Raw genomic sequence first — 19,987 nt, 5'->3', positions numbered from 1 at the left:
AGAAAAATACCGGCGACCGCCAGTCCCGCTCGACCGGCGTACACCGCCCCATATAAGATGAGTATTTATCTCAGCTATTACGGTGGGGATTGTCTTTCCCTGCGGTCTTTGACTGTTTCTGGGCCAATTTCACACAGCGGAGCATTTGCCCATCAGGCTTTCTGATTGCGCGCCCAGTTCCCGGGCGTCACGCCCACGATCTTGCGAAACGCGCGGGTGAAATGCGCCTGATCGGCAAATCCGGTTTCGGACGCCACGACACTCATTGAATGATTTGCCGTCAGGATCAGTTGCTTGGCCCGGTTGATGCGCGCTTTCATCTGCCATTGGTGTGGCGGCAGCCCCGTTGAGGCCTTGAACGCATGGCTGAAATGGGACTGTGACAGGCCCGTCAGTTCGGCGAGCGTTTCCATGCGGATGCCGCTCAGGCAATTCTCCTCGATATAGTCTATGGCGCGGCGCAGCTGCCAGTTTGCAAGGGCGCTGCGCTTTCGCTGCTTCGACGGTCCAAGCCGCATGACGTCGATCAACAGCGCCAGCGAGAGGCCATCGCCGTAGAGATCATGCAGCGGTTGGGGATTGACGCATTCGGCGGCGATCAACTCGGCGAGCGACAGAATGCGCGGATCGGAAAACATCAGCCGCGGCGCCTTGAGCTGTGCCGGGTCAAAATCCTCCATGAGACGCCTGCTGAGGATCTCGACGTTGAAATGCAGGTCGAGGTGGCGGACATACTCGACCTCGACCATTTCCGCCCACAATTCCATACCGGCCGGGATATAGGAGGCCACCTGCCCCTGCCCCGCCTCGCAGAAGCCGCTTTGCGGCTGACGCAGGCGGATATTTGGCCGGCCGGCCCCCTTCGCATCCAGCACAATGAACAGGCGCGGATCGTCCGCCACGTAGAACCCGCCCGCCAAAGGCGCGCAATTGACATTCCACAAATCGGCAACGACCCCGTTCCACTGGCGCCGATTAAGGCCGCCAATGACGGAAAATCCATTGATGCGGTTGTTCATGCGGGGTTGAAACGTCATTACCCGATCCGGCCCGGACTTGCGCGGCTAAAACCTGCTTTTTTAAATCAGGTTTTTGGTAGACGAGAAGCCATTTCATCGCAATCGCTAAAATGCCGCGCGGGGCCGAAACCACCGGCATTGTGGCTTTTCCGCCATGGCGCGCGGCCTGTCCGGTCAGAGGCCGGTTACCCCGAAAAACGGCCGGCAACGGGCGGCCGGCGATAGGCGACCATCCACAGCAGCAGGGAGATCATCATGAAGAAGGCAAATGCCGGCTGCATGAGAACCCAGCGCATGACCGGCTGGAAGATGCCGGCCGCGCCACCCGGTCGCTCCAGCGACTGAACCAAGGCTAGCCCCGTCTCTCCCATCGCTGCGATTGCGATTCCAAGCGGCGTCAGGACCACCTGCGATGCGGAGACGGACTGGATCGAATCCACCGACGCCACGAGGGTTCCCACAACCAGCGACAGGAAACTTGCAAACCGCAGAATGAACCGCATCCAGACCCTCCATCCATGCCGGCAGGAAACACCGGCGACGCCTCGCATAGCTAGACACGACAAAGGCTTAGGCAAGTCCCTCGTGGACGGCAATCACCAGATTTCTCGAAGGCATGGCGCAAGAAGTCAAAAAACTGTCAGAAAGCAGTTGATCCCACAGAATTCATCGGTATATATCGCGCCGTCCACGGCACCGCGCCGACGAGACAGGGTTCGTCACCGATGAACTTTCTGGAGACGATGAAAATCTCTCCGATCCCACCGGACCAACCGACGGTGCGATGACAACGGACAGGTGGCCGAGTGGTTGAAGGCGCACGCCTGGAACGCGTGTATACGTGAAAGCGTATCGAGGGTTCGAATCCCTCTCTGTCCGCCATTTTCCTTATAAAAATTACGGTTTAAACACGGATTATCGCCGGTTCCTCGCGCGGGAGTCGCGCTTCTTTCAAATCGGCTCAATCCTGAAATTGCGCCGCGCGCTAACCGTCGCTTGCAAGAATTCCTCGCAAGCGGTTATAGCAGGGCAAGCATGATCCCGACGAGGAACGACGATGGCGACCGAGAACGATAAAAAGCCCGCGGAAAGCAAGATCACGGTCGAAAAGCGCCAGAATGGCCGCTGGTGTTTCGTGCTGACCAACCGCGGTGTGGTCTATCCGGCGCAGGGCCAGTTTGCGACGATGTTCGAGGCTCAGGCCGCCGCCCAGGAAGCGGCACGCCGCCTGACACGGCGTTAAGCTCAGAGCAAAGCCCGCCCTTTTCAAAGCGCTTTCCTGCCGATACATCTGCTGCGGGAGACCGGCAGACAACACTGTCGGCGGGAGGAAGATGAATGGCTGCCGGGCAGAAGAAACTCGTCATCAGCGCGCCGGAACCGCGCACGCTGGATCTCATTTTCACCCCGCAAGCCCGCCAAATTCTCGATGAACGATATGACGTCATCGAGGCCGATCCGAACGACATCGCCGGATTGGGCGACGCCGTTCTTCAGGAAGCGCGCTACATCGTGGGTCAGCCGCCCCTCAGCCGCGAGACGCTCGACCGCATGCCGAAGCTTCGGGCAATTCTCAATGTCGAGAGCAACCTGATCAACAACATGCCCTATGAGGTGCTGTTTAAGCGCGGCATCCATGTCGTGACGACGGGACAGGTTTTCGCCGAACCGGTCGCCGAACTTGGACTTGCCATGGCGCTCAATATTGCCCGCGGTATCGTCGATGCCGATGTGGACTTCCGCGAAGGACGGGAGCTGTGGGGCGGAGACGGCAACGCACGGGCGCGGCTTCTTTCGGGCGCGGATGTCGGGATCATCGGTTTCGGCGATCTTGGCAAGGCCCTTAACCGCGTGCTGACGGGCTTCAGAACGACGACGCGGGTGTTCGACCCCTGGATGCCGGCGTCGATCCTGCGTGAGCATGGCGTCATCCCGGCCAGTCTCGACGACGTGCTGTCGAACAGCGACTTCATCTTCGTGGTCGCCGCCGTGACCAGCGAAAACGAGGGTTTTCTTGGCGCGAAAGCCTTTGCGAGGATGCGGGACGGAGCCGCCTTCATCCTGCTCAGCCGGGCGAATGTGGTCAATTTCGACGACCTGATGGCTGCCGTCGCCAGCAGACGCATCGTGGCGGCGAGCGACGTCTACCCGCAAGAGCCCCTGCCGCTTGATCACCCCGTGCGCAAACTCAAGGGTTTTCTGCGGTCCGCACATCGCGCCGGCGCTCTCGACAGCGCCTTCAAGAAAATGGGCGACATGGTTCTGGAGGACATGGACCTGATGGACCGCGACCTGCCGCCCATGCGCTGCAAACGCGCGGAGCGCGAAACCGTGTCGCGCATGCGCTCCAGGCCGGTAACGGTGAACTGATCGCGGCGGCCGTAATTTTTTGCCGCCGCGTTCAATCCTTTGTCTTGGTCAAAGGATGCCCGCTTTATCCCGATAAATTCTAGGCCTTCGTCAACTTTAGGATCGACGATCCGCCGCCGCCACGGCTTTCAGTGACCGCGTAGATCGAACCGTCGGGTCCCACCTTCACATCGCGAATGCGGGCTTCGAGCGGCACATGCTCTTCAAATTTCACCCGGTCGCCCTCCAGATGCAGCACGACAACGCCCTGCGCCACAAGCCCGCCGATCAACACGGCACCCTTCCATTCGGGGATGGCGTCGCCCTCATAGAAGGCCATGCCGGAGGGACCGATGACCGGATCCCAATAATAGACGGGCTGTTCCATGCCGTCCGCGGCCGTGATGCCGTCGCCGAGCGGCCCACCGCTGTATTCGACGCCGTAGCTGATGACCGGCCAACCGTAATTCTTGCCGGCCTCCGGACGGTTCAGCTCGTCGCCGCCTTTCGGCCCATGCTCCACCGTCCAGAGACGACCCTGACTGTCTATGGCGGCTGACTGCAGGTTGCGGTGTCCGTAACTCCAGATTTCCGCTTGAGCGTCGTTTCGCCCGACAAAGGGATTGTCCGCTGGCGCCTTGCCGCTGGCATCAATGCGGAAGACCTTGCCGAAGCCGCTGTCCAGATCTTGCGCATGGACACGGGTGTTGCGGTCGGATCGCTCGCCAACGGTCACATAGAGCATGTTGTCAGGTCCGAAGGCGAGGCGCGAACCGAAGTGCTTGCTGTTGTTGTAGCTCGGCGACTGGCGGAAAATCACCTTCACGTCTTCAAGCGCCGCGCCATCGCTCTCCTCCACCAGCTTGGCGGACGCAACGGATGTGCCGTTGCCGTCGTCACGCGGCTCGGAGAAGGAGAAATAGATGAGCCGCGACTGCTCGAAATCCGGCGCGAGAGCAACATCAAGCAATCCGCCCTGACCGGCCGACGCCACCTCCGGCACGCCATCGACCTCTGTCGTGCCGCCGCTTCCGGCGGTCACGATATGGATTTCGCCCTCCTTGGCGGTTACCAGCATGCGCCCATCCGGAAGGAGCTCCATCGCCCAGAGCTGCGGCAGGTCATCGGCAACGACCTCGGCTTTGATCTTCACAGTGGCGGCGGGCTGGGGGGCGCGCGTCTGATTTTCGAAGGCGGGTGTCTGCCCTTCGCCGTTCGGCGCGCGGGTCTCGACGGGCTCGCCCGCGGATTGCGACAATGCGGGGCCCGCGACAAGCGCAAGCGAAAGAATGGTTCCGGCAAGAAGAAGGGGCGGTGTGCGCATGGGATGGCTCCTGTCTCTAGTGGGGCGTCGGCAGACGCTTTGCTACGCAAGCAAACTGCCGGGCCGCCCTTTCGTTGCAGGCAGGCCGATCAACATCGAATCAACAAGAGTTTATTGTCGCCACGACAGGTGGCCTCAGTGCATGTCCATCTGCTGCTTGTAGCGCTCATAGTCGTAGGGGAGGATGGTCTGGCGCTCGATCATGCGGTGCACGCGCGGTGGCGTCTTGCCACGATGGAGCGCCAGCAGCTCGTCACCAATCGAGGCATCCGCCTGGGTGCGCCGCTGGTTGTGACGCACATATTCCACCCAGGTCGGCACATGATAGGTCTCGGTCCAGACGGTGGGATTTTCGAGATCGCGCATGAGACCCCATTGGCCCGCGCCGTCACGGATGCGCACGCGCCGCCGTTCAGCCATGGCGGTCAGGAATTTCGGCACGTCCTCATCGTCGATTTCGTAATCGATCATGATCACGATCGGGCCACTGCGGGGCTTGAGATCGAGTTTCAGAAGCGGCTCGGAGAAGCGGTTGAGCGGATCGAGATTAAGCGCCTTGAACTCCGGCAGCATCAGATAGAAGCCGATCGCCGCACCGACGACCATCAGGAAAGCCGAGCACAACAGCGCAAATTCCGCACCGTAATTTTCGGCGGTGATGCCCCAGATCCAGCTGCCTGCCGCCATGCCGCCGAAGGTGGTCGTCTGGTAAAGCGACAGCGCGCGACCTACGACCCAGCGCGGGGTGGAAAGCTGCACGGTGGTATTGAAGAGTGACAGCGCCAGCACCCAGCCGGCACCGGAGCCAAGCAGGGCCACGGCGGTCAATGCGCCATTGGTGCTGACGGCGGTGATAATGCTCGATACGGCAAAGGCGGCGAAGGCGATGCGCACCACCATCTCGCTCGACATGCGCTCGCGCAGCCGGGCACTGAGCAGTGCGCCACCGATGGCCCCCAAGCCGAAGGCGCCGAGCAGGATGCCGTAGGTCAGCGGGCCGCCGGCCACCAGATCGCGCGCGACCAGCGGCAGAAGCGCGAGAATGGCGCTGGCCGAAAGACCGAAGATGAAGCTTCTGACCAGCACCTTGAGGATGTTCGGCGACATCGCGACGTAGCGCAGGCCGGCCGAAATCGCCCGCCCGAGCGATTCGCGCGGCAGCGTCGGCAGGGTCACGTCCCGCTGCCAGCGGGTTAATGCAAAGAGCAGCGCCAGATAGCTGACGGCATTGACCGCAAAGGCTACCGCCGCACCCGCCGCCGCGACGATGGCGCCGCCGATGGCCGGGCCGACGGAGCGGGTGATGTTGAAGCCCATGCTGTTGAGCGCGACAGCCCCTGGGAGATCGTCCCGTGGTACCATGTCGCCGACGGAAGCCTGCCAGGAGGGATTGTTGAGCGCCGTGCCGCAGCCGATCAGAAAGGTGAAGAGCAGAAGGGTCCAGGGCGTCAGCAGCCCGAGCCAGGCGACAATGGTCAGGCCGATGGAGACGACCAGCATGAAGCTTTGTGCGGTCATCATGATGCGGCGGCGGTCGAAATTGTCGGCAAGCGCGCCCGAGACGAGTGAAAACAGCATGATCGGCAATGTCGTGGAGGCCTGCACCAGCGCCACCATATCCACCGAGGAAGACAGCGAGGTCATGAGCCAGGCCGCGCCAACGGCCTGCACCAGCCCGCCGAAATTCGACGCGAGGCTGGCAATCCAGATCGTGCGGAATGTTTCGTGCCGGAACGGCGCGAGCGGCGATGACGCCACGGCTCTCCCCCTTCTTGTCTCTCGACCAACCGATGCCCGTTGCCCCGGGCGGATATCAGAGCGGGTTGGCCTTTGACGCGAACATAGAACAGGTGCCACGGGTGGCAACCAGGATTCGCGCGATCCACCCCGCCAATTCTGGCTATGGTGGGGGCGAAACCCCGGGTATTGTCGGGATACCTTGCAATTGCGGATAATGAAGCGTATATGACGCTCAAATTCTTGATCGGTTGATGAAGAGTGGGCCCGTCAGGACCCGCTCTTTTTTATTACCGGTGATACGGGAGAGCATCTTTGTCCGACACCACGCCGGCCACATTTGAGCAGGAACCGCGTCTCGTCGTCGAGACCGGCATCGACCTTCGCGTCGCCGAAATCATCGAGCCGGTGCTCGTGCCCATGGGATACCAGCTGGTGCGCGTGCGCCTTTCTTCGCAGAACGGCGCAACGTTGCAGATCATGGCGGAGCGCACCGACGGCACCATGACGGTTGAAGACTGCGAAGCCATTTCGACGGCGATCTCGCCGGTTCTCGATGTGGAAGACCCGATCGACAAGCAGTATCATCTGGAAGTCTCGTCGCCGGGCATCGACCGCCCGATGGTGCGCAAGTCGGATTTCACCCGCTGGACAGGCCATCTTCTCAAGCTGGAAACCTCTGTTCTGGTTGAAGGCCGCAAGCGTTTCCGCGGCAAGATCACCGAAACGGACGCCGAAGGCTTCACCATCGAGCGCGATCAGCCGGCTTACGGCGAAGAGCCTTCGGTCAAGATCCCGTTCACGGCCGTTGCCGAAGGGCGCCTGATCCTGACCGACGATCTGATCCGTGATGCATTGACGGCCGACAAAAAGGCCAAGGCGGCGCAGGCGGCCAACGAAAACTTCGAAGACGAAGATTCGCCGATCAACTGATTTTATAAGTTCAAGAGTGCGGAAGACCTCGATGAGAGGCCCCGCCCACCAGACGGAGACTTGAAAATGGCAGTGAGTGCTAACCGGCTCGAACTTCTGCAGATCGCGGATGCCGTCGCGCGCGAAAAGGTCATCGACCGCGAAATCGTTCTGGCCGCCATGGCCGATGCGATCCAGAAGGCGGCCCGCTCGCGCTACGGTTCGGAGAGCAACATCCGCGCCGACATCAATTCCAAGACCGGCGAAATCCGCCTGCAGCGCCTTCTCGAAGTGGTCGAGCACGCCGAAGATTATTCGACGCAGATCCCGCTCGAGCTGGCCCGCGACCGCAACCCGGACGCCGTTCTCGGCGACTTCATCGCCGATCCGCTCCCGCCGATGGATTTCGGCCGCATCGCTGCCCAGTCGGCCAAGCAGGTGATCGTCCAGAAGGTTCGCGAAGCCGAGCGTGACCGCCAGTTCGACGAGTTCAAGGATCGCATCGGCGAGATCGTCAACGGCACGGTCAAGCGCGTCGAATACGGCAACGTCATCGTCGATCTCGGCCGTGGCGAAGGCATCATCCGCCGCGACGAAATGATCCCGCGCGAAAACATGCGCTACGGCGACCGCGTCCGCGCATACGTCTATGATGTTCGTCGCGAGCAGCGCGGGCCTCAAATTTTCCTGTCGCGTACCCATCCGCAGTTCATGGTGAAGCTCTTCACCATGGAAGTTCCGGAAATCTACGACGGCATCATCCAGATCCGCTCGGTTGCCCGCGATCCGGGCTCGCGCGCCAAGATCGCCGTTATCTCCAATGATTCGTCGATCGATCCGGTCGGCGCTTGCGTCGGTATGCGCGGCTCGCGCGTTCAGGCCGTCGTCGGCGAACTGCAGGGCGAAAAGATCGACATCATTCCGTGGTCCCAGGATCCGGCGTCGTTCATCGTCAACGCCCTTCAGCCGGCTGAAGTCGCCAAGGTCGTTCTCGACGAGGATGCGGAGCGCATCGAAGTGGTGGTTCCGGACGAGCAGCTGTCGCTCGCCATCGGTCGCCGCGGCCAGAACGTTCGCCTCGCCTCGCAGCTGACCGGCTGGGATATCGACATCATGACGGAAGCCGAGGAATCGGAACGCCGTCAGAAGGAATTCAACGAGCGCACCACCCTGTTCATGGAAGCGCTGGACGTTGACGAGATGGTCGGTCAGGTTCTGGCTTCGGAAGGCTTCGCCGCCGTCGAGGAACTGGCTTATGTCGATCTCGACGAAATCGCCTCGATCGATGGCTTCGACGAAGACACGGCAACCGAGATCCAGACCCGAGCCCGCGAGTATCTGGAAAAGCTCGAGGCCGAAATGGATGCCAAGCGCAAGGAGCTCGGCGTTGCCGACGAACTGCGCACGATCGACGGCATGACCGGCCAGATGCTGGTTGCGCTCGGCGAAGACGGCATCAAGACGATGGAAGACTTTGCCGGTTGCGCCGCAGACGATCTCGTCGGCTGGTCGGAGCGCAAGAACGGCGAAACCAAGCGTTTCGACGGCCTGTTCTCGAAGCTCGAAGTGTCCCGCACGGAAGCCGAGCGCATGATCCTGCAGGCACGTCTTGCGGCCGGCTGGATCACCGAAGACGACCTGGCCCGCGAAGAAGCGGCTCTTGAGGCTCTCGAAGGCGCCGAGGAAGACGCCTAACCGGCGTCTTTCTGATTGGCGATGCAGGCAGAGAACAAAACCCCCGAGGGGGATGCTGATGAGGGCCCGATCAACGGCCGCATGTGCATCGTCACCCGCGAGACTGGCGACCCGGACGATCTGATCCGGTTCGTCGCTGCCCCGGATGGGCGCGTGGTACCCGACCTGAAGCGTCAGCTGCCCGGTCGCGGCTGCTGGGTGAAAGCCGAACGTCCGGTTCTGGAAAAGGCGATCGCGCGCAAGCTTTTCGCGCGGGCCCTTAAAACGGATGTGACGGCAGGACCGGAGCTTGCCGACGAGGTCGATCGGCTGTTGTCGGTTCAGCTCGCCGGTATGATGAACATGGCGCGCAAGGCGGCCCAGTTCGTCACCGGGGCTGCGAAGGTTGAACAGGCCGTGCGCGGCCAGGCGGCCATCGCAACCTTTCACGCGGTCGATGCGGCCGCCGACGGGGTGCGAAAAATAGACCAGGCGCGCAAGGCGATGAGCTTTGTCGCCGAAGACGGACAGGAAATACCCTCGTTTCGCTTCCATACGGAGGCGGAAATGGAGGGGCTTTTGGCAAGTAATGCTTTTATCCATGCCTGCGCGCTTGCAGGGCAGGCGGGTGAGGGTGTAGTGAAGCGCGCAAACATGCTCGAACGTTACCGGGGAACCGTCCCGGACCGAGCCCCTGGCGACGCGCGCCAGATGAGAACATGACGCGGGTCACCGGCCGAGCCCGGAGCCATCGCGAACGTAATTCGAGAGAACGACAGGGTCTGGTGATACGCCTCCGGCCCTGATCTTAGGAACGGAACGGAATGACCGATAACAACGACGACAAGACATTCGGCAAGAAGACGCTGACCCTGCGGCCCTCGGGGGTCAATCAGGGAACGGTCCGCCAGGACATGGGGCGCGGCCGGACCAAGGCTGTCGTCGTAGAAACCCGCAAACGTCGCCCGCATCGCCCGGAAGACGACAAGCCGGTTACGCCGATTACCCCTGTGGTGCGTGCACCCGAGCCCCGTCCGGCTCCGGTTCAGCAGCAGCGCCCGACACCGGCTCCGCAGCAGCAGCAGCGTCCCGACAACAACCGCCCGCGCACCGGCGTCGTCCTCAACCAGCTTTCCGCCGGCGAGATCGACGCCCGTCGCCGCGCGCTGGCCGAAGCCCAGATTCGCGATGCCGAGGAAGCCAAGGTCCGTGCCGCCGAGGAAGCGCGCCGCGCCGCCGAAGAGGCCGCCCGCCTGAAGGCCGAGCAGGAAGAGGCAGCGCGCCTGGCCGCCATCGAAGCTGCCCGTCCGGCCGCCGAGCGGGAAGCCGAAAAGGCTGCCGCTGAAGCCAAGGCTGCTGCCGAAGCCAAAGCCGCCGAAGAAGCGAAGGCTGCCGAACAGGCGGCCGCCGCCGCCCCGGTTGTCGCGCGCCGCAGCGATGCGCCTGCATCGCGACCCCAGGCGACCCGTCCGGGTTCCGCCGCACCGCCCGGTGCCGGTCCTGCCGGCCGTGGCCGTGCCAATGACGAGGACGATGCCCGCCCGAACCGGGGTGGTGCTGCAGCGCCCGCACGCGGCAAGGTCACCCGTCCTGAGCCGGCAAAGGTTCCTGCCCGTCCGAAGACCGAAGACGAGCGCCGCAAGGGCAAGCTGACGCTGACCGCTGCTCTCGACGACGAGAGCGGGTCGCGCGGTCGCTCCATGGCTGCGATGCGTCGCCGCCAGGAGAAGTTCCGCCGCAGCCAGATGCAGGAAACCCGCGAAAAGGTTGCTCGCGAAGTCATTCTGCCGGAAACCATCACCATTCAGGAACTGTCGCAGCGCATGTCCGAACGCGCCGTGGACGTTATCAAGTACCTGATGAAGGAAGGCCAGATGATGAAGCCGGGCGACGTCATCGACGCCGATCTGGCTGAACTGATCGCCGGCGAATTCGGCCACACGGTCAAGCGCGTATCGGAATCCGACGTTGAAGAAGGCATCTTCGACGTAAAGGACGACGAAGGCGAAATGCAGACACGCCCGCCGATCGTCACGATCATGGGTCACGTCGACCACGGCAAGACCTCGCTGCTCGACGCGATCCGCAAGACCAACGTGGTTTCCGGCGAAGCGGGTGGCATCACCCAGCACATCGGCGCCTACCAGGTCGAGCACAACGGCCACAAGATCACCTTCATCGACACCCCCGGCCACGCCGCGTTTACCGCGATGCGTGCCCGTGGCGCCCAGGCGACGGATATCGCGATCCTCGTGGTCGCCGCCGACGACAGCGTCATGCCGCAGACGATCGAATCCATCGCGCATGCCAAGGCTGCCGGTGTTCCGATCATCGTGGCGATCAACAAGATCGACAAGCACGAAGCCGATCCGCAGAAGGTCCGCAACCAGCTGCTCCAGCACGACGTCTTCGTCGAAACCATGGGCGGTGAAGTTCTGGACGTCGAAGTGTCGGCCAAGAACCGCGTCAACCTCGACAAGCTGCTCGAAGCCGTGCTGCTGCAGGCCGAAATTCTCGACCTGAAGGCCGATCCGAGCCGCACGGCGGAGGGTACGGTCATCGAGGCCCAGCTTGACCGCGGTCGTGGTTCGGTCGCGACTGTGCTCGTCCAGAAGGGCACGCTGAAGCCCGGCCAGATCATCGTTGCCGGCGATCAGTGGGGCCGCGTTCGCGCCCTCGTCAACGATCGTGGTGAACACGTCAAGGAAGCCGGTCCGTCCATGCCGGTCGAGGTTCTCGGTCTGTCGGGTACGCCGGCCGCCGGTGACCGCTTCGCTGTCGTCGAAAACGAAAGCCGCGCTCGCGAAATCTCCGAGTATCGTCAGCGTCTGGCCCGGGACAAGGCCGTTGCCCGTGCATCCGGTCAGCGCGGCTCGCTCGAGCAGATGATGAGCAAGCTGCAGAATACCGGCTTCAAGGAATTCCCGCTGCTCATCAAGGGTGACGTTCAGGGTTCCATCGAAGCCATCATCGGCGCTCTCGACAAGCTTGGAACGGACGAGGTTCGCGCTCGTATCGTTCATTCCGGCGCCGGCGGCATCACCGAATCCGATGTCTCTCTTGCGGAATCCTCGGATGCGGCGATCATCGGCTTCAACGTTCGTGCCAACGCACAGGCCCGTGCGGCCGCCGAGCGTGCCGGCATCGAAATCCGCTACTACAACATCATCTACGACCTGGTGGATGACGTGAAGTCGGCGATGTCGGGCCTTCTGTCGCCGGAACGTCGCGAAACCTTCCTCGGCAATGCCGAGATTCTGGAGGTCTTCAACATCACCAAGACCGGTAAGGTCGCCGGTTGCCGTGTGGTCGAAGGCAAGGTCGAGCGTGGGGCAGGCGTGCGTCTGGTTCGCGACAACGTCGTCATCCACGAAGGCAAGCTCAAGACGCTCAAGCGCTTCAAGGACGAAGTCTCGGAAGTGCCGGTCGGCCAGGAATGCGGCATGGCCTTCGAAAACTACGAGGACATCCGCGCCGGGGACACGATCGAGTGCTTCCGCGTCGAACACATCACCCGCACGCTGTAATCGCTTCGGGTCTCATAGACACGCAAATGGCGGCCTTTCGGCCGCCATATTTCGTTGAGCAGAGGTTTGGATGTGTTTCGTTCTCCGCCAAAGCAGAAACGGTTCTCAGAACTGTTTGCCGATCTTGGCGTCCACCGACTGCGAATTCGAGCCGCGGACTGCGAAGAACAGGAAAATGGCCGCCCACAGGATCGACTTCTCTGCGCCGCCAACGCCTTCGCCCAGCACGATGCCGTGGAAATAGACGGTGACCAGCAGAACGATCATAGCGGCAAAGGAGGCCGGACGCGTGAACACGCCGATCGCGACCATGATGCCGCCGAAGAACTCGGTCGCGGCCAGCAGTGGCGACCAGAAGACGCCTGGGTAGAAGCCCAGTCCTTCGACCATCCCGACGGCGCCGAAGGGATTCATGATCTTGCCATAGCCATGAATAACGAGAAGCACGCCGGCAACCACGCGCAAGACAGTTTCAGCGGTCGTGTCGAGCGGCAGGTAGAGGCGGGCGAGGCCCGGAAGGAATGGTTGCGGGCGGCTGGATGGAATGTCGGTCATTGATGTCCCCAGGGGTTGTTGCAATGCGGCATTCTGTCGCCGCGAATGCGCGCAAGGGCAACGGCACGGGGCATAAAACATGATAAAATAAGTTGACATTATCGTGAGAGAAAACTGCCGCCGTATTGCCGAGATTACATCTTTGTTGCCTGCGCCGCGGATTTCCACGATACCGTCGGACCGTAGGAGGCGCATTGCTGGTGCGCTCCGGATAACAACTACAAAGGAAAGACGTCACAGTGAGCGAAAAGCCCCGCATCACCATCCTCTATTGCACCCAATGCAACTGGCTGCTGCGCGCCGCCTGGATGGCGCAGGAGTTGCTTTCGACCTTTTCCGATAGCCTGGGCGAGGTGGCACTCATACCCGGCACCGGCGGAAACTTCGAAATTCGCGTCGATGACGACCTCATCTGGGAACGAAAGCGCGACGGCGGGTTTCCCGGCCCCAAGGAACTGAAGCAGCGGGTGCGGGATATCATCGAGCCCGAGCGGGATCTTGGCCATACGGACCGGTCTTCATCGCCGTGACATCAACGCTGATCGGCGTCTTCATCGCCGCGTTTCTTTCGGCCACCCTGCTTTTCGGGCTTTCGGAGGCCGCCCTTGTCGCCTCCGCCATGGCCGGCGACGTCCCGATCGTCTGGCTTTTTGTGGTTGCAACGATCGGCAACGTACTCGGCGCCGTCGTCAACTTTCTGCTGGGCCGTTTCCTCGCTCGATTCGAAGATCGCCGCTGGTTTCCGGTCACGCGGCAAAGCCGCTTACGCGCGGAAGCGATTTTCGCGCGCTACGGACGCCCGGTGCTGCTGTTCTCGTTCCTGCCGGTGATCGGCGACCCGCTGGCGCTTGTCGCCGGCCTTCTGCGCACGCCTTTTATGGTCTTCCTCGCCTATGTCACCATCGGCAAGGCCGCGCGCTACGCGCTCGTTCTATGGGGTTCAAGCTTCTTCGCCTGACCTTCAGCGATATGGCGAGCGGCAATATTTATAGACGCCGCCATAAGTCAGGAACCTATCGGTCTGCGGATTGTAGGAACGATAGCGGGACAGGCACCATTCCACATGCGCATTGCCCGACGGCTGATAATAGCGCCGAGGCTCTACATAGACCTGCACGCCCGGGCGATAATAAGGGCGATAGGCGGGATAATACGGCCTCGAATAGGGCCTGTAGGGTCGATAGGCATAGGGTGCCGCATAAGGGCGGTATGGCCGGTATGGGCGGTAGGCATAGGGGCGGTATGGTCGATACCCCGTTCCGTTCCAGCCGTATCGGGAACGGTAGTCCACAAGCTGGGGATCGGTTGCCGTCACCTTCCCTACGCCTGAAACGGCAAGCGGCATGGCTTGCGACTCCATGGCGGGGGCGATGAACGAAACAACACCCAGCGCGCATCCAAGAACGAAACTGCGAATTCCCGACATGGTCCTGTTCTCCTGCCGAAAGCTCAAGGCCTCACCTAAGATAAACCTTCCTGACCCATCTGGCTATCTCCGCATGCGAAAGGTCAGGCGAACGGTTTATAAGCATCTTCGGGTTTAACGTCCGGGTTGCCGAAATTATTCAGCACAGTCACCCTGTCATTGTGTTTTCCGACATTTCGAATAGCTTCCTCTGCTATTGCGCACCATTCATTTTCCAAGGGGTTTCCAAAAAGGACAGGGGTCATAGTTTACCCCCTGCCCCGCCCATGATTGCAGAAGGAATTTTCTCTTGAGCCTTAAATTCGGAACCAGCGGATTGCGCGGCCTGTCGGTCGATCTCGACGGCCCGGCTGCCGCCATCTATGCCACCGCCTTTGCCCGCTATCTCCTGTCTTCCGGCCAAGCGAAAGCTGGCGATACCGTCATGATCGGGCGCGATTTCAGGCCTTCCAGCCCGTCCATCGCCGCAATATGCGCCGGCGCGCTCAAACGCGCCGGTTTTTCGGTGGCGGATTGCGGCACGGTGCCCACGCCTGCGCTGGCGCTTTACGCCGGCAAGCGACAGTCCGCGGCCCTCATGGTCACGGGCTCGCATATTCCGGCTGATCGCAACGGCATCAAGTTCTACCGACCGAACGGTGAAATCGCCAAGGTGGATGAAGAAGCAATCGCTGCCGCCGCAGCGCCCCTGCTCGCCGACCAGACCTCCTTCGATGTCACGCCGGACGAAGCGGAAGATGGCATGGCGACCGCCACGGCCGAGTTTCTCGCCCGCAACACCGCGCTCCTTGAGGTGGGTGCTCTCGCAGGGCTGCGCGTGGGCGTCTACCAGCACAGCACAGTGGCACGGGACCTCTTCGTCGACGTGCTGAACCACTACGGCGCGCAGGTCGTGGCACTCGGCCGCTCCGACACGTTCATTCCGGTCGATACCGAGGCCGTCTCGCCGGCAACCATCGACAGCCTCAAGCGCTGGGCGGCAGAACACAGCCTTGACGCCATCGTCTCCGCCGATGGCGACGGTGACCGGCCCTTGGTCGCCGACGAGGCAGGTTTGCCGCTGCGAGGCGATCTGCTCGGGCTTATCGCGGCGCGGTTTCTTGACGCTACCGTCGCCGTAACGCCGGTCACGTCCAACTCGGGGCTGGAACGGCATCTTCCCATCCTGCGCACCCGCGTCGGTTCGCCCTACGTTATCGCCGGCATGGAGCAGGCGGTTTCCGAGGGGCAAAAGACGGTCGTCGGTTTCGAGGCCAATGGCGGCACGCTTCTCGCCACGGACGCCGTTGTCAACGGCACCACCCTGACGGCGCTTCCGACGCGCGACAGCTTCCTACCAGCGCTTGCGGTGCTTGCCCTTTCGAAGAAGCAAGCCCAGACGCTCTCCGCGCTTGCCGCCGGTTTTGGCCTTCCCGTTGCAGTCGCCGACCGGATCGAGAATTTCCCGACCGACACCAGCGCCGCCCTGATGGCGCACCTGCGCTCCACTCGCGAAAACCTGGCTGATTTCCTGACGGGTATCGGCCGGCCGGCAGATGTCAGCGACATCGACGGCCTGCGGGTGACACTTCATGACGACAGCGTCATCCATTTTCGTCCCTCCGGAAATGCGCCGGAAATGCGCTGCTATGTCGAAGCGAAGGACGAAGCATCGGCTCACGCCCTGCTGGCGGAGGGATTGACGCGGATTCGCGAGTTCGGCCTCAGCAAGACGGAAAGCAAAGGCTGAAACCTTATCGTATATTGTCTTTTTATTTCAGTGGCTTGAAAGTTTTTTGAAAGCCACTGACACAAAACTGCAAAAACCCTGTTGACACCTGCCGCCCATCCCCTTACATCCCAGCCCGTCGCCCAGATGGCGGAATTGGTAGACGCGCCAGCTTCAGGTGCTGGTACCCGAAAGGGTGTGGAGGTTCGAGTCCTCTTCTGGGCACCATTCCATCTTTCAGCATTGATTATGCTGATGATTTTCCCGATATTGATGACGGTCATCGAACCCCTCCGGGGGTTTATGGAAATGTGTGCCTGATGGTTTCCGGAATGGGCGTGTGGATTTCGAACCTCGCGAAACGGCGATGACGGCATACGACCCTTCAGCCTTGCTCCGCATGCCCGGCATCGAGGAAACCTTGACCGGTATCGGGCGCGAATTGACGCGAATCCACGACGAAACGCCACGCGTTGTGCACTATGTCTCGGACCTGCGGCGCTGGCTGATCACCCAGATTGCCCTGTCGCTTTATTTTGACCAGCAGACGGGTGCCGATCCGGGAGGGCTTACGGCTTCGCGGCTTCTCAAGCTTGAGCCGCTGAAACGGTATGCAAGCCGCAACACCGTCTCCGCCCATCTGCTGCAGATGCGCCGCTTCAACATCTTTACGGTCGAGGCACAGGGAGATATGCGCACACGCCCGCTTATCCCGGTGGAGGAAGCGCTACGCCTCATTCGCATCTGGCTCGACGAACATCTTGCCGCGCTCGACAATCTGGATGGCGGCGACAGGTTGGCGTTTTCCAAGGCAAACCCTTCGCTTCTCCATCACGCCCAGCCACGGATCGCCCGCACCCTGCTTGCCGATCCCGCCTGGGCCGATCCCCCGGAAAGCATCGCCATCTTCACGCTTTCGGGCATGGGCAGCAACCTGCTGCATGATCTGATTTCGCGTGTCTCCTTGCCGCGGAACGATGCCGAAAGGCTGCCAATCGGCCCGTTGCGACCGCGCAGCCTCGTTGCGCGCTACGGGGTCTCCCGCAGCCAGGTCATTCGCCTTCTCGCGCGTGCACAAAGCATCGGCGATATCGGCTGGGCCGATCCGCCCTATGGCGGCGAAGCCTGGATATCGAAGCGGCTGTTCGACAGCTACCTCTACTGGCAGGCCGTCAAGCTTGCGGCGGTTTCCCGCGCCTTCGTCGATGCTTCGGAGCGCCTTGCCTCATAAAACGTGATCAAGAAAATACCATTGGCTGACGTGGCGCCTGACGATCGGCTCGATGACGGCGTTCAAACGTTCCACATCCTCGGCCAGGGCGGCGGCCGCATCACGCGTCTCTGCCAACCTTATTGGTTTCAGCCAGCGGCAGGTGAACTCTGTGCCTGCCTTGCGCACCACGTAAAACGGAACGATCTGCGCGCCGGCGTGTCGGGCAAGGCGCACGGCGATCGCCAGATTGCCGGAAATATGCGTGGCACGTCCAAAAAACGGGGCCATGATGCGGCCATCGAAGCCCTCATCCCCGAAAATGACAACGACCCCGTTATTTTGCGCAAGGCGCCGCATGGCCGGCCGCACGCCTTTGACGCCGGGAGGGAAAAGCACCATGTCGAAGCTCTCTCGCACCCGGCATGCGATCTCATGCTCCAGCCGACTTTCGGGCGGCATGTAGAAGCTTGCCGCGGCGATTGCGAGACGACGGAGAACGACCGAGATCAGTTCCCAATTGCCCAGATGCATCGCGAGCACCACGACAGGTCCCTCTGCGTGGGCGGAGCGAATATTCTCCTCGCCCTCGATCGTGATCTTGTCAGAGGCATCGATACGCGAGAGCACCGAGAATTCCGACATGACCCGGCCTTTGTTGCGCCAGTTCAGGCGCGTAACGGCAGCGGGATCGAGATCCGGACGAATGCGCGCCAGATTTTCGGCGATGCGGCGGTTTCGCGCCGGGAAGAGATGTCGAAGGGTGCCATAATGCAAGGCTCCCATTTCCGAAGCGATGCGCGCCGGGAAAAGCCGGAGCAGATGAAAGCTCAGACGTTTCGGCAGGTCTGCGATCGTGTCGCGGACCCAATAGCGGATGAACCGGCGACGCGCCTCTCCTCCGCTGAAAAGGCTGGAGAATGGCGGCGGCTCCTGATGCGACCAGACGAAGGCCTTGCGGGTTTCAAGCCCGGGATCATCCGTCTTCGTTTTCAGGCTCTTCTTCATCGCAGCTCGATCGTCACCGGCAGGCCACCCAGAGGACGCAGGGTGAGCCTCGAGGCGGGTCGAACTGTGGTTCCCGCCGCCAGCCTCACCTTGAAGCGCTGGGCCAGAATTGCAAGACAAAGGATCGATTCGGTGAGGCCGAACTGAAGCCCGGCGCAGATGCGCGGGCCGCTGGCGAACGGAATGTAGGAATAGGGCAGCGGCCGCCAACCGCCGAGGAAGCGCTCGGGAACGAAATGGTTGGGTTTGTTCCAGAGGTCCGGATTGCGGTGGAGCAGCCACGGAGAAATGGTGATCAGCGCACTGGGGATGACATCGATATTCCCGATGCGATCGGCATCCCGCGCCTGCCGCCCCAAGAGCGGCACCGGCGGATAAAGCCTGAGCGTTTCCTCGATGACAGCGCGGCAATATTCGAGCCTGGGCACATCGGCGAGCGTTGGCGGCGCATTGCCGCACACCCGCTCGATTTCGGCATGGAGCGCCTGCTCGGCCCAGGGAGCGTTGGCAAGCAGGTACCAGGCCCATGTCAATGTTGCGGCCGTCGTCTCCTGCCCCGCCATGAAGATTGTTGCCGCCTCGTTGCGCAGCGCCCGGAGATCGAGCCCCAGCTCCGGGTTCTTCTGTTGCCGGCGCACCAGCAGCGCGAGCATCGATCCGTCCTCAGTCTTGCCTTCCAGATGGTTGCTGGCGACGCGATCGATGACATCCCGCACCCGCGCGATCGCGCGCCTCAAGCGCGGCGTCTTGAGGAGCGGGATGCCGTTGTCGAAGCCGGCGACATAGGCGAGGCTGATGTTATCGACCAGGCCCTGAAAGCTGCTGAAGCCCTCCACGATCTCGCTTGCATCGTTGGGACCGATCTTGTCGCCGAAAACGGTGCGCGCGATGATTTCCGCCGTCAACCCTCCCATTTCTGCCAACGCATCGACCGTGGCGCCCGGCGGGAACTGCGACCAGCGCCGCACCATTTCAAGCGTCGCTTCTTCCATGTGATGAGCAAAATCCGGCAGCCGGTTCTTGTGCACGATATCGCTGACGAGGGGGCGCCTGCATTTCCACGTTTCCCCATCGGAGATAAAAAGCCCGTCACCCAGGAGATATTCCAGCGCGCGGCGCATGGCCGGGCTTTTGCGCTCGAAATTGTCATTGCGTGTCGCCAGCACATATTTCACATGCTCCGGCACATTGACCACTATCAGCTGACGCCCGAGCCCTCGCATCTGCGAATTGCGGCTGCGATAGTCGTTCTTGCGGAAAACGCTGAGATAGTCCTTGCGGGCCAGCAGGAACATTTTCAGGTAGGCGCGCGGCGGGCCGGTGAAATGGGCGGGCCTTGCCGGCTCGAAATATCCCTTTCCGCGTTTTTCGATGATCTGGGGTGGTTCCACCCGAAATGGCAAACGCATGGAGGCTGGTCCTGGTCCTGAGTGTCGAAATACGGCGAAAAGAAGGCAGGAGCGACACTACACGCAGCACAGGGAACGTACAGAGGATATTTTAGCAAAGCCCGCAATTCGCAGGAGACCGGCAAGGTT

The 19,987-nt window shown here is 61.7% G+C and carries 19 protein-coding genes and 2 tRNA genes; 12 read left to right on the top strand and 9 right to left on the bottom strand.

Annotation, left to right across the window (positions count from 1 at the left end; translation table 11 throughout):
* Positions 1–152 precede the first annotated feature (152 nt).
* Positions 153–1,037 (bottom strand): helix-turn-helix domain-containing protein, encoded by an 885-nt coding sequence (locus tag BLX89_RS10615; RefSeq protein WP_075290869.1) that lies wholly within the window; start codon positions 1,035–1,037, stop codon positions 153–155.
* Between the two features lie 167 nt (positions 1,038–1,204).
* The gene (locus BLX89_RS10610) at positions 1,205–1,522 is read right to left on the bottom strand and encodes a hypothetical protein (protein ID WP_075290868.1); all 318 of its coding nucleotides are present in this window, start codon (positions 1,520–1,522) and stop codon (positions 1,205–1,207) included.
* A gap of 289 nt (positions 1,523–1,811) precedes the next feature.
* Here BLX89_RS10610 and BLX89_RS10605 point away from each other — a divergent pair.
* From BLX89_RS10605 to BLX89_RS10595, 3 genes are all read left to right on the top strand, one after another.
* Positions 1,812–1,901: transfer RNA gene (locus tag BLX89_RS10605), tRNA-Ser, on the top strand.
* Between the two features lie 175 nt (positions 1,902–2,076).
* Positions 2,077–2,262 carry a hypothetical protein gene (locus BLX89_RS10600; RefSeq protein ID WP_075290867.1) on the top strand — a complete coding sequence of 62 codons (186 nt, stop codon included), beginning with the start codon at positions 2,077–2,079 and terminating at the stop codon, positions 2,260–2,262.
* A gap of 95 nt (positions 2,263–2,357) precedes the next feature.
* On the top strand, positions 2,358–3,389 hold the full coding sequence (locus BLX89_RS10595) for a hydroxyacid dehydrogenase (protein ID WP_075290866.1): 1,032 nt from the start codon (positions 2,358–2,360) through the stop codon (positions 3,387–3,389).
* Between the two features lie 79 nt (positions 3,390–3,468).
* Here the strand turns inward: BLX89_RS10595 and BLX89_RS10590 are convergent, their stop codons facing one another.
* Together BLX89_RS10590 and BLX89_RS10585 are read right to left on the bottom strand one after the other, a co-directional pair.
* Positions 3,469–4,692, bottom strand: coding sequence for a PQQ-dependent sugar dehydrogenase (locus tag BLX89_RS10590; protein WP_075290865.1), 1,224 nt, complete (start codon positions 4,690–4,692; stop codon positions 3,469–3,471).
* A gap of 135 nt (positions 4,693–4,827) precedes the next feature.
* A complete protein-coding gene (locus tag BLX89_RS10585; RefSeq protein ID WP_075290864.1) occupies positions 4,828–6,450 on the bottom strand; it encodes an MFS transporter in 1,623 nt (540 codons plus the stop codon).
* 294 nt (positions 6,451–6,744) lie between these two features.
* Between BLX89_RS10585 and rimP the strand changes: the two genes are divergently transcribed.
* The 4 genes from rimP to infB all read left to right on the top strand — a co-directional run bounded on the left by rimP (position 6,745) and on the right by infB (position 12,542).
* Positions 6,745–7,362, top strand: a complete 618-nt coding sequence (gene rimP, locus BLX89_RS10580; RefSeq protein ID WP_075290863.1) for a ribosome maturation factor RimP — start codon at positions 6,745–6,747, stop codon at positions 7,360–7,362.
* Between the two features lie 66 nt (positions 7,363–7,428).
* The gene (gene nusA, locus BLX89_RS10575) at positions 7,429–9,036 is read left to right on the top strand and encodes a transcription termination factor NusA (protein WP_075290861.1); all 1,608 of its coding nucleotides are present in this window, start codon (positions 7,429–7,431) and stop codon (positions 9,034–9,036) included.
* A gap of 21 nt (positions 9,037–9,057) precedes the next feature.
* The gene (locus tag BLX89_RS10570; RefSeq protein ID WP_075290859.1) at positions 9,058–9,738 is read left to right on the top strand and encodes an RNA-binding protein; all 681 of its coding nucleotides are present in this window, start codon (positions 9,058–9,060) and stop codon (positions 9,736–9,738) included.
* A 101-nt stretch (positions 9,739–9,839) separates the two neighbouring features.
* Entirely contained in the window at positions 9,840–12,542 is a 2,703-nt protein-coding gene (infB, locus tag BLX89_RS10565) for a translation initiation factor IF-2 (protein ID WP_075290857.1), read from the top strand.
* 105 nt (positions 12,543–12,647) lie between these two features.
* On the opposite strand, the gene BLX89_RS10560 is transcribed toward infB, so the two are convergent.
* Entirely contained in the window at positions 12,648–13,097 is a 450-nt protein-coding gene (locus BLX89_RS10560) for a DoxX family protein (RefSeq protein ID WP_075290855.1), read from the bottom strand.
* 239 nt (positions 13,098–13,336) lie between these two features.
* Here BLX89_RS10560 and BLX89_RS10555 point away from each other — a divergent pair, with 239 nt between their 5' ends.
* The gene (locus tag BLX89_RS10555; RefSeq protein ID WP_075290853.1) at positions 13,337–13,627 is read left to right on the top strand and encodes an Rdx family protein; all 291 of its coding nucleotides are present in this window, start codon (positions 13,337–13,339) and stop codon (positions 13,625–13,627) included.
* 89 nt (positions 13,628–13,716) lie between these two features.
* A complete protein-coding gene (locus BLX89_RS10550) occupies positions 13,717–14,055 on the top strand; it encodes a YqaA family protein (RefSeq protein WP_075291096.1) in 339 nt (112 codons plus the stop codon).
* 3 nt (positions 14,056–14,058) lie between these two features.
* Here BLX89_RS10550 and BLX89_RS10545 read toward each other — a convergent pair whose 3' ends face one another.
* Together BLX89_RS10545 and BLX89_RS24640 are read right to left on the bottom strand one after the other, a co-directional pair.
* Entirely contained in the window at positions 14,059–14,523 is a 465-nt protein-coding gene (locus BLX89_RS10545; protein ID WP_075290851.1) for a BA14K family protein, read from the bottom strand.
* An 83-nt stretch (positions 14,524–14,606) separates the two neighbouring features.
* Positions 14,607–14,768 carry a hypothetical protein gene (locus tag BLX89_RS24640; protein WP_158025951.1) on the bottom strand — a complete coding sequence of 54 codons (162 nt, stop codon included), beginning with the start codon at positions 14,766–14,768 and terminating at the stop codon, positions 14,607–14,609.
* 44 nt (positions 14,769–14,812) lie between these two features.
* Between BLX89_RS24640 and BLX89_RS10540 the strand changes: the two genes are divergently transcribed.
* The 3 genes from BLX89_RS10540 (at position 14,813) to BLX89_RS10530 (ending at position 17,462) form a co-directional block, all read left to right on the top strand.
* Positions 14,813–16,252 carry a phosphomannomutase gene (locus tag BLX89_RS10540; protein ID WP_075290849.1) on the top strand — a complete coding sequence of 480 codons (1,440 nt, stop codon included), beginning with the start codon at positions 14,813–14,815 and terminating at the stop codon, positions 16,250–16,252.
* Positions 16,253–16,372: 120 nt separating this feature from the next.
* A tRNA-Leu gene (locus BLX89_RS10535) sits at positions 16,373–16,459 on the top strand.
* Between the two features lie 112 nt (positions 16,460–16,571).
* Complete coding sequence (locus tag BLX89_RS10530) at positions 16,572–17,462, top strand: hypothetical protein (RefSeq protein ID WP_083637418.1); 891 nt, start codon at positions 16,572–16,574, stop codon at positions 17,460–17,462.
* Here the strand turns inward: BLX89_RS10530 and BLX89_RS10525 are convergent.
* Together BLX89_RS10525 and BLX89_RS10520 are read right to left on the bottom strand one after the other, a co-directional pair.
* The gene (locus BLX89_RS10525) at positions 17,457–18,449 is read right to left on the bottom strand and encodes a lysophospholipid acyltransferase family protein (protein ID WP_075290847.1); all 993 of its coding nucleotides are present in this window, start codon (positions 18,447–18,449) and stop codon (positions 17,457–17,459) included. The genes BLX89_RS10530 and BLX89_RS10525 overlap by 6 nt on opposite strands.
* Positions 18,446–19,858 (bottom strand): cytochrome P450, encoded by a 1,413-nt coding sequence (locus BLX89_RS10520; RefSeq protein WP_075290845.1) that lies wholly within the window; start codon positions 19,856–19,858, stop codon positions 18,446–18,448. Before BLX89_RS10520 ends, BLX89_RS10525 begins: the two co-directional genes overlap by 4 nt.
* Positions 19,859–19,987: the final 129 nt, after the last annotated feature.

The organism is Pararhizobium arenae, assembly GCF_001931685.1.
GTDB lineage: Bacteria > Pseudomonadota > Alphaproteobacteria > Rhizobiales > Rhizobiaceae > Pararhizobium > Pararhizobium arenae.
The sequence above is the reverse complement of the archived record's forward strand: the minus strand, read 5'-3'. Positions and strand labels throughout refer to the sequence as shown.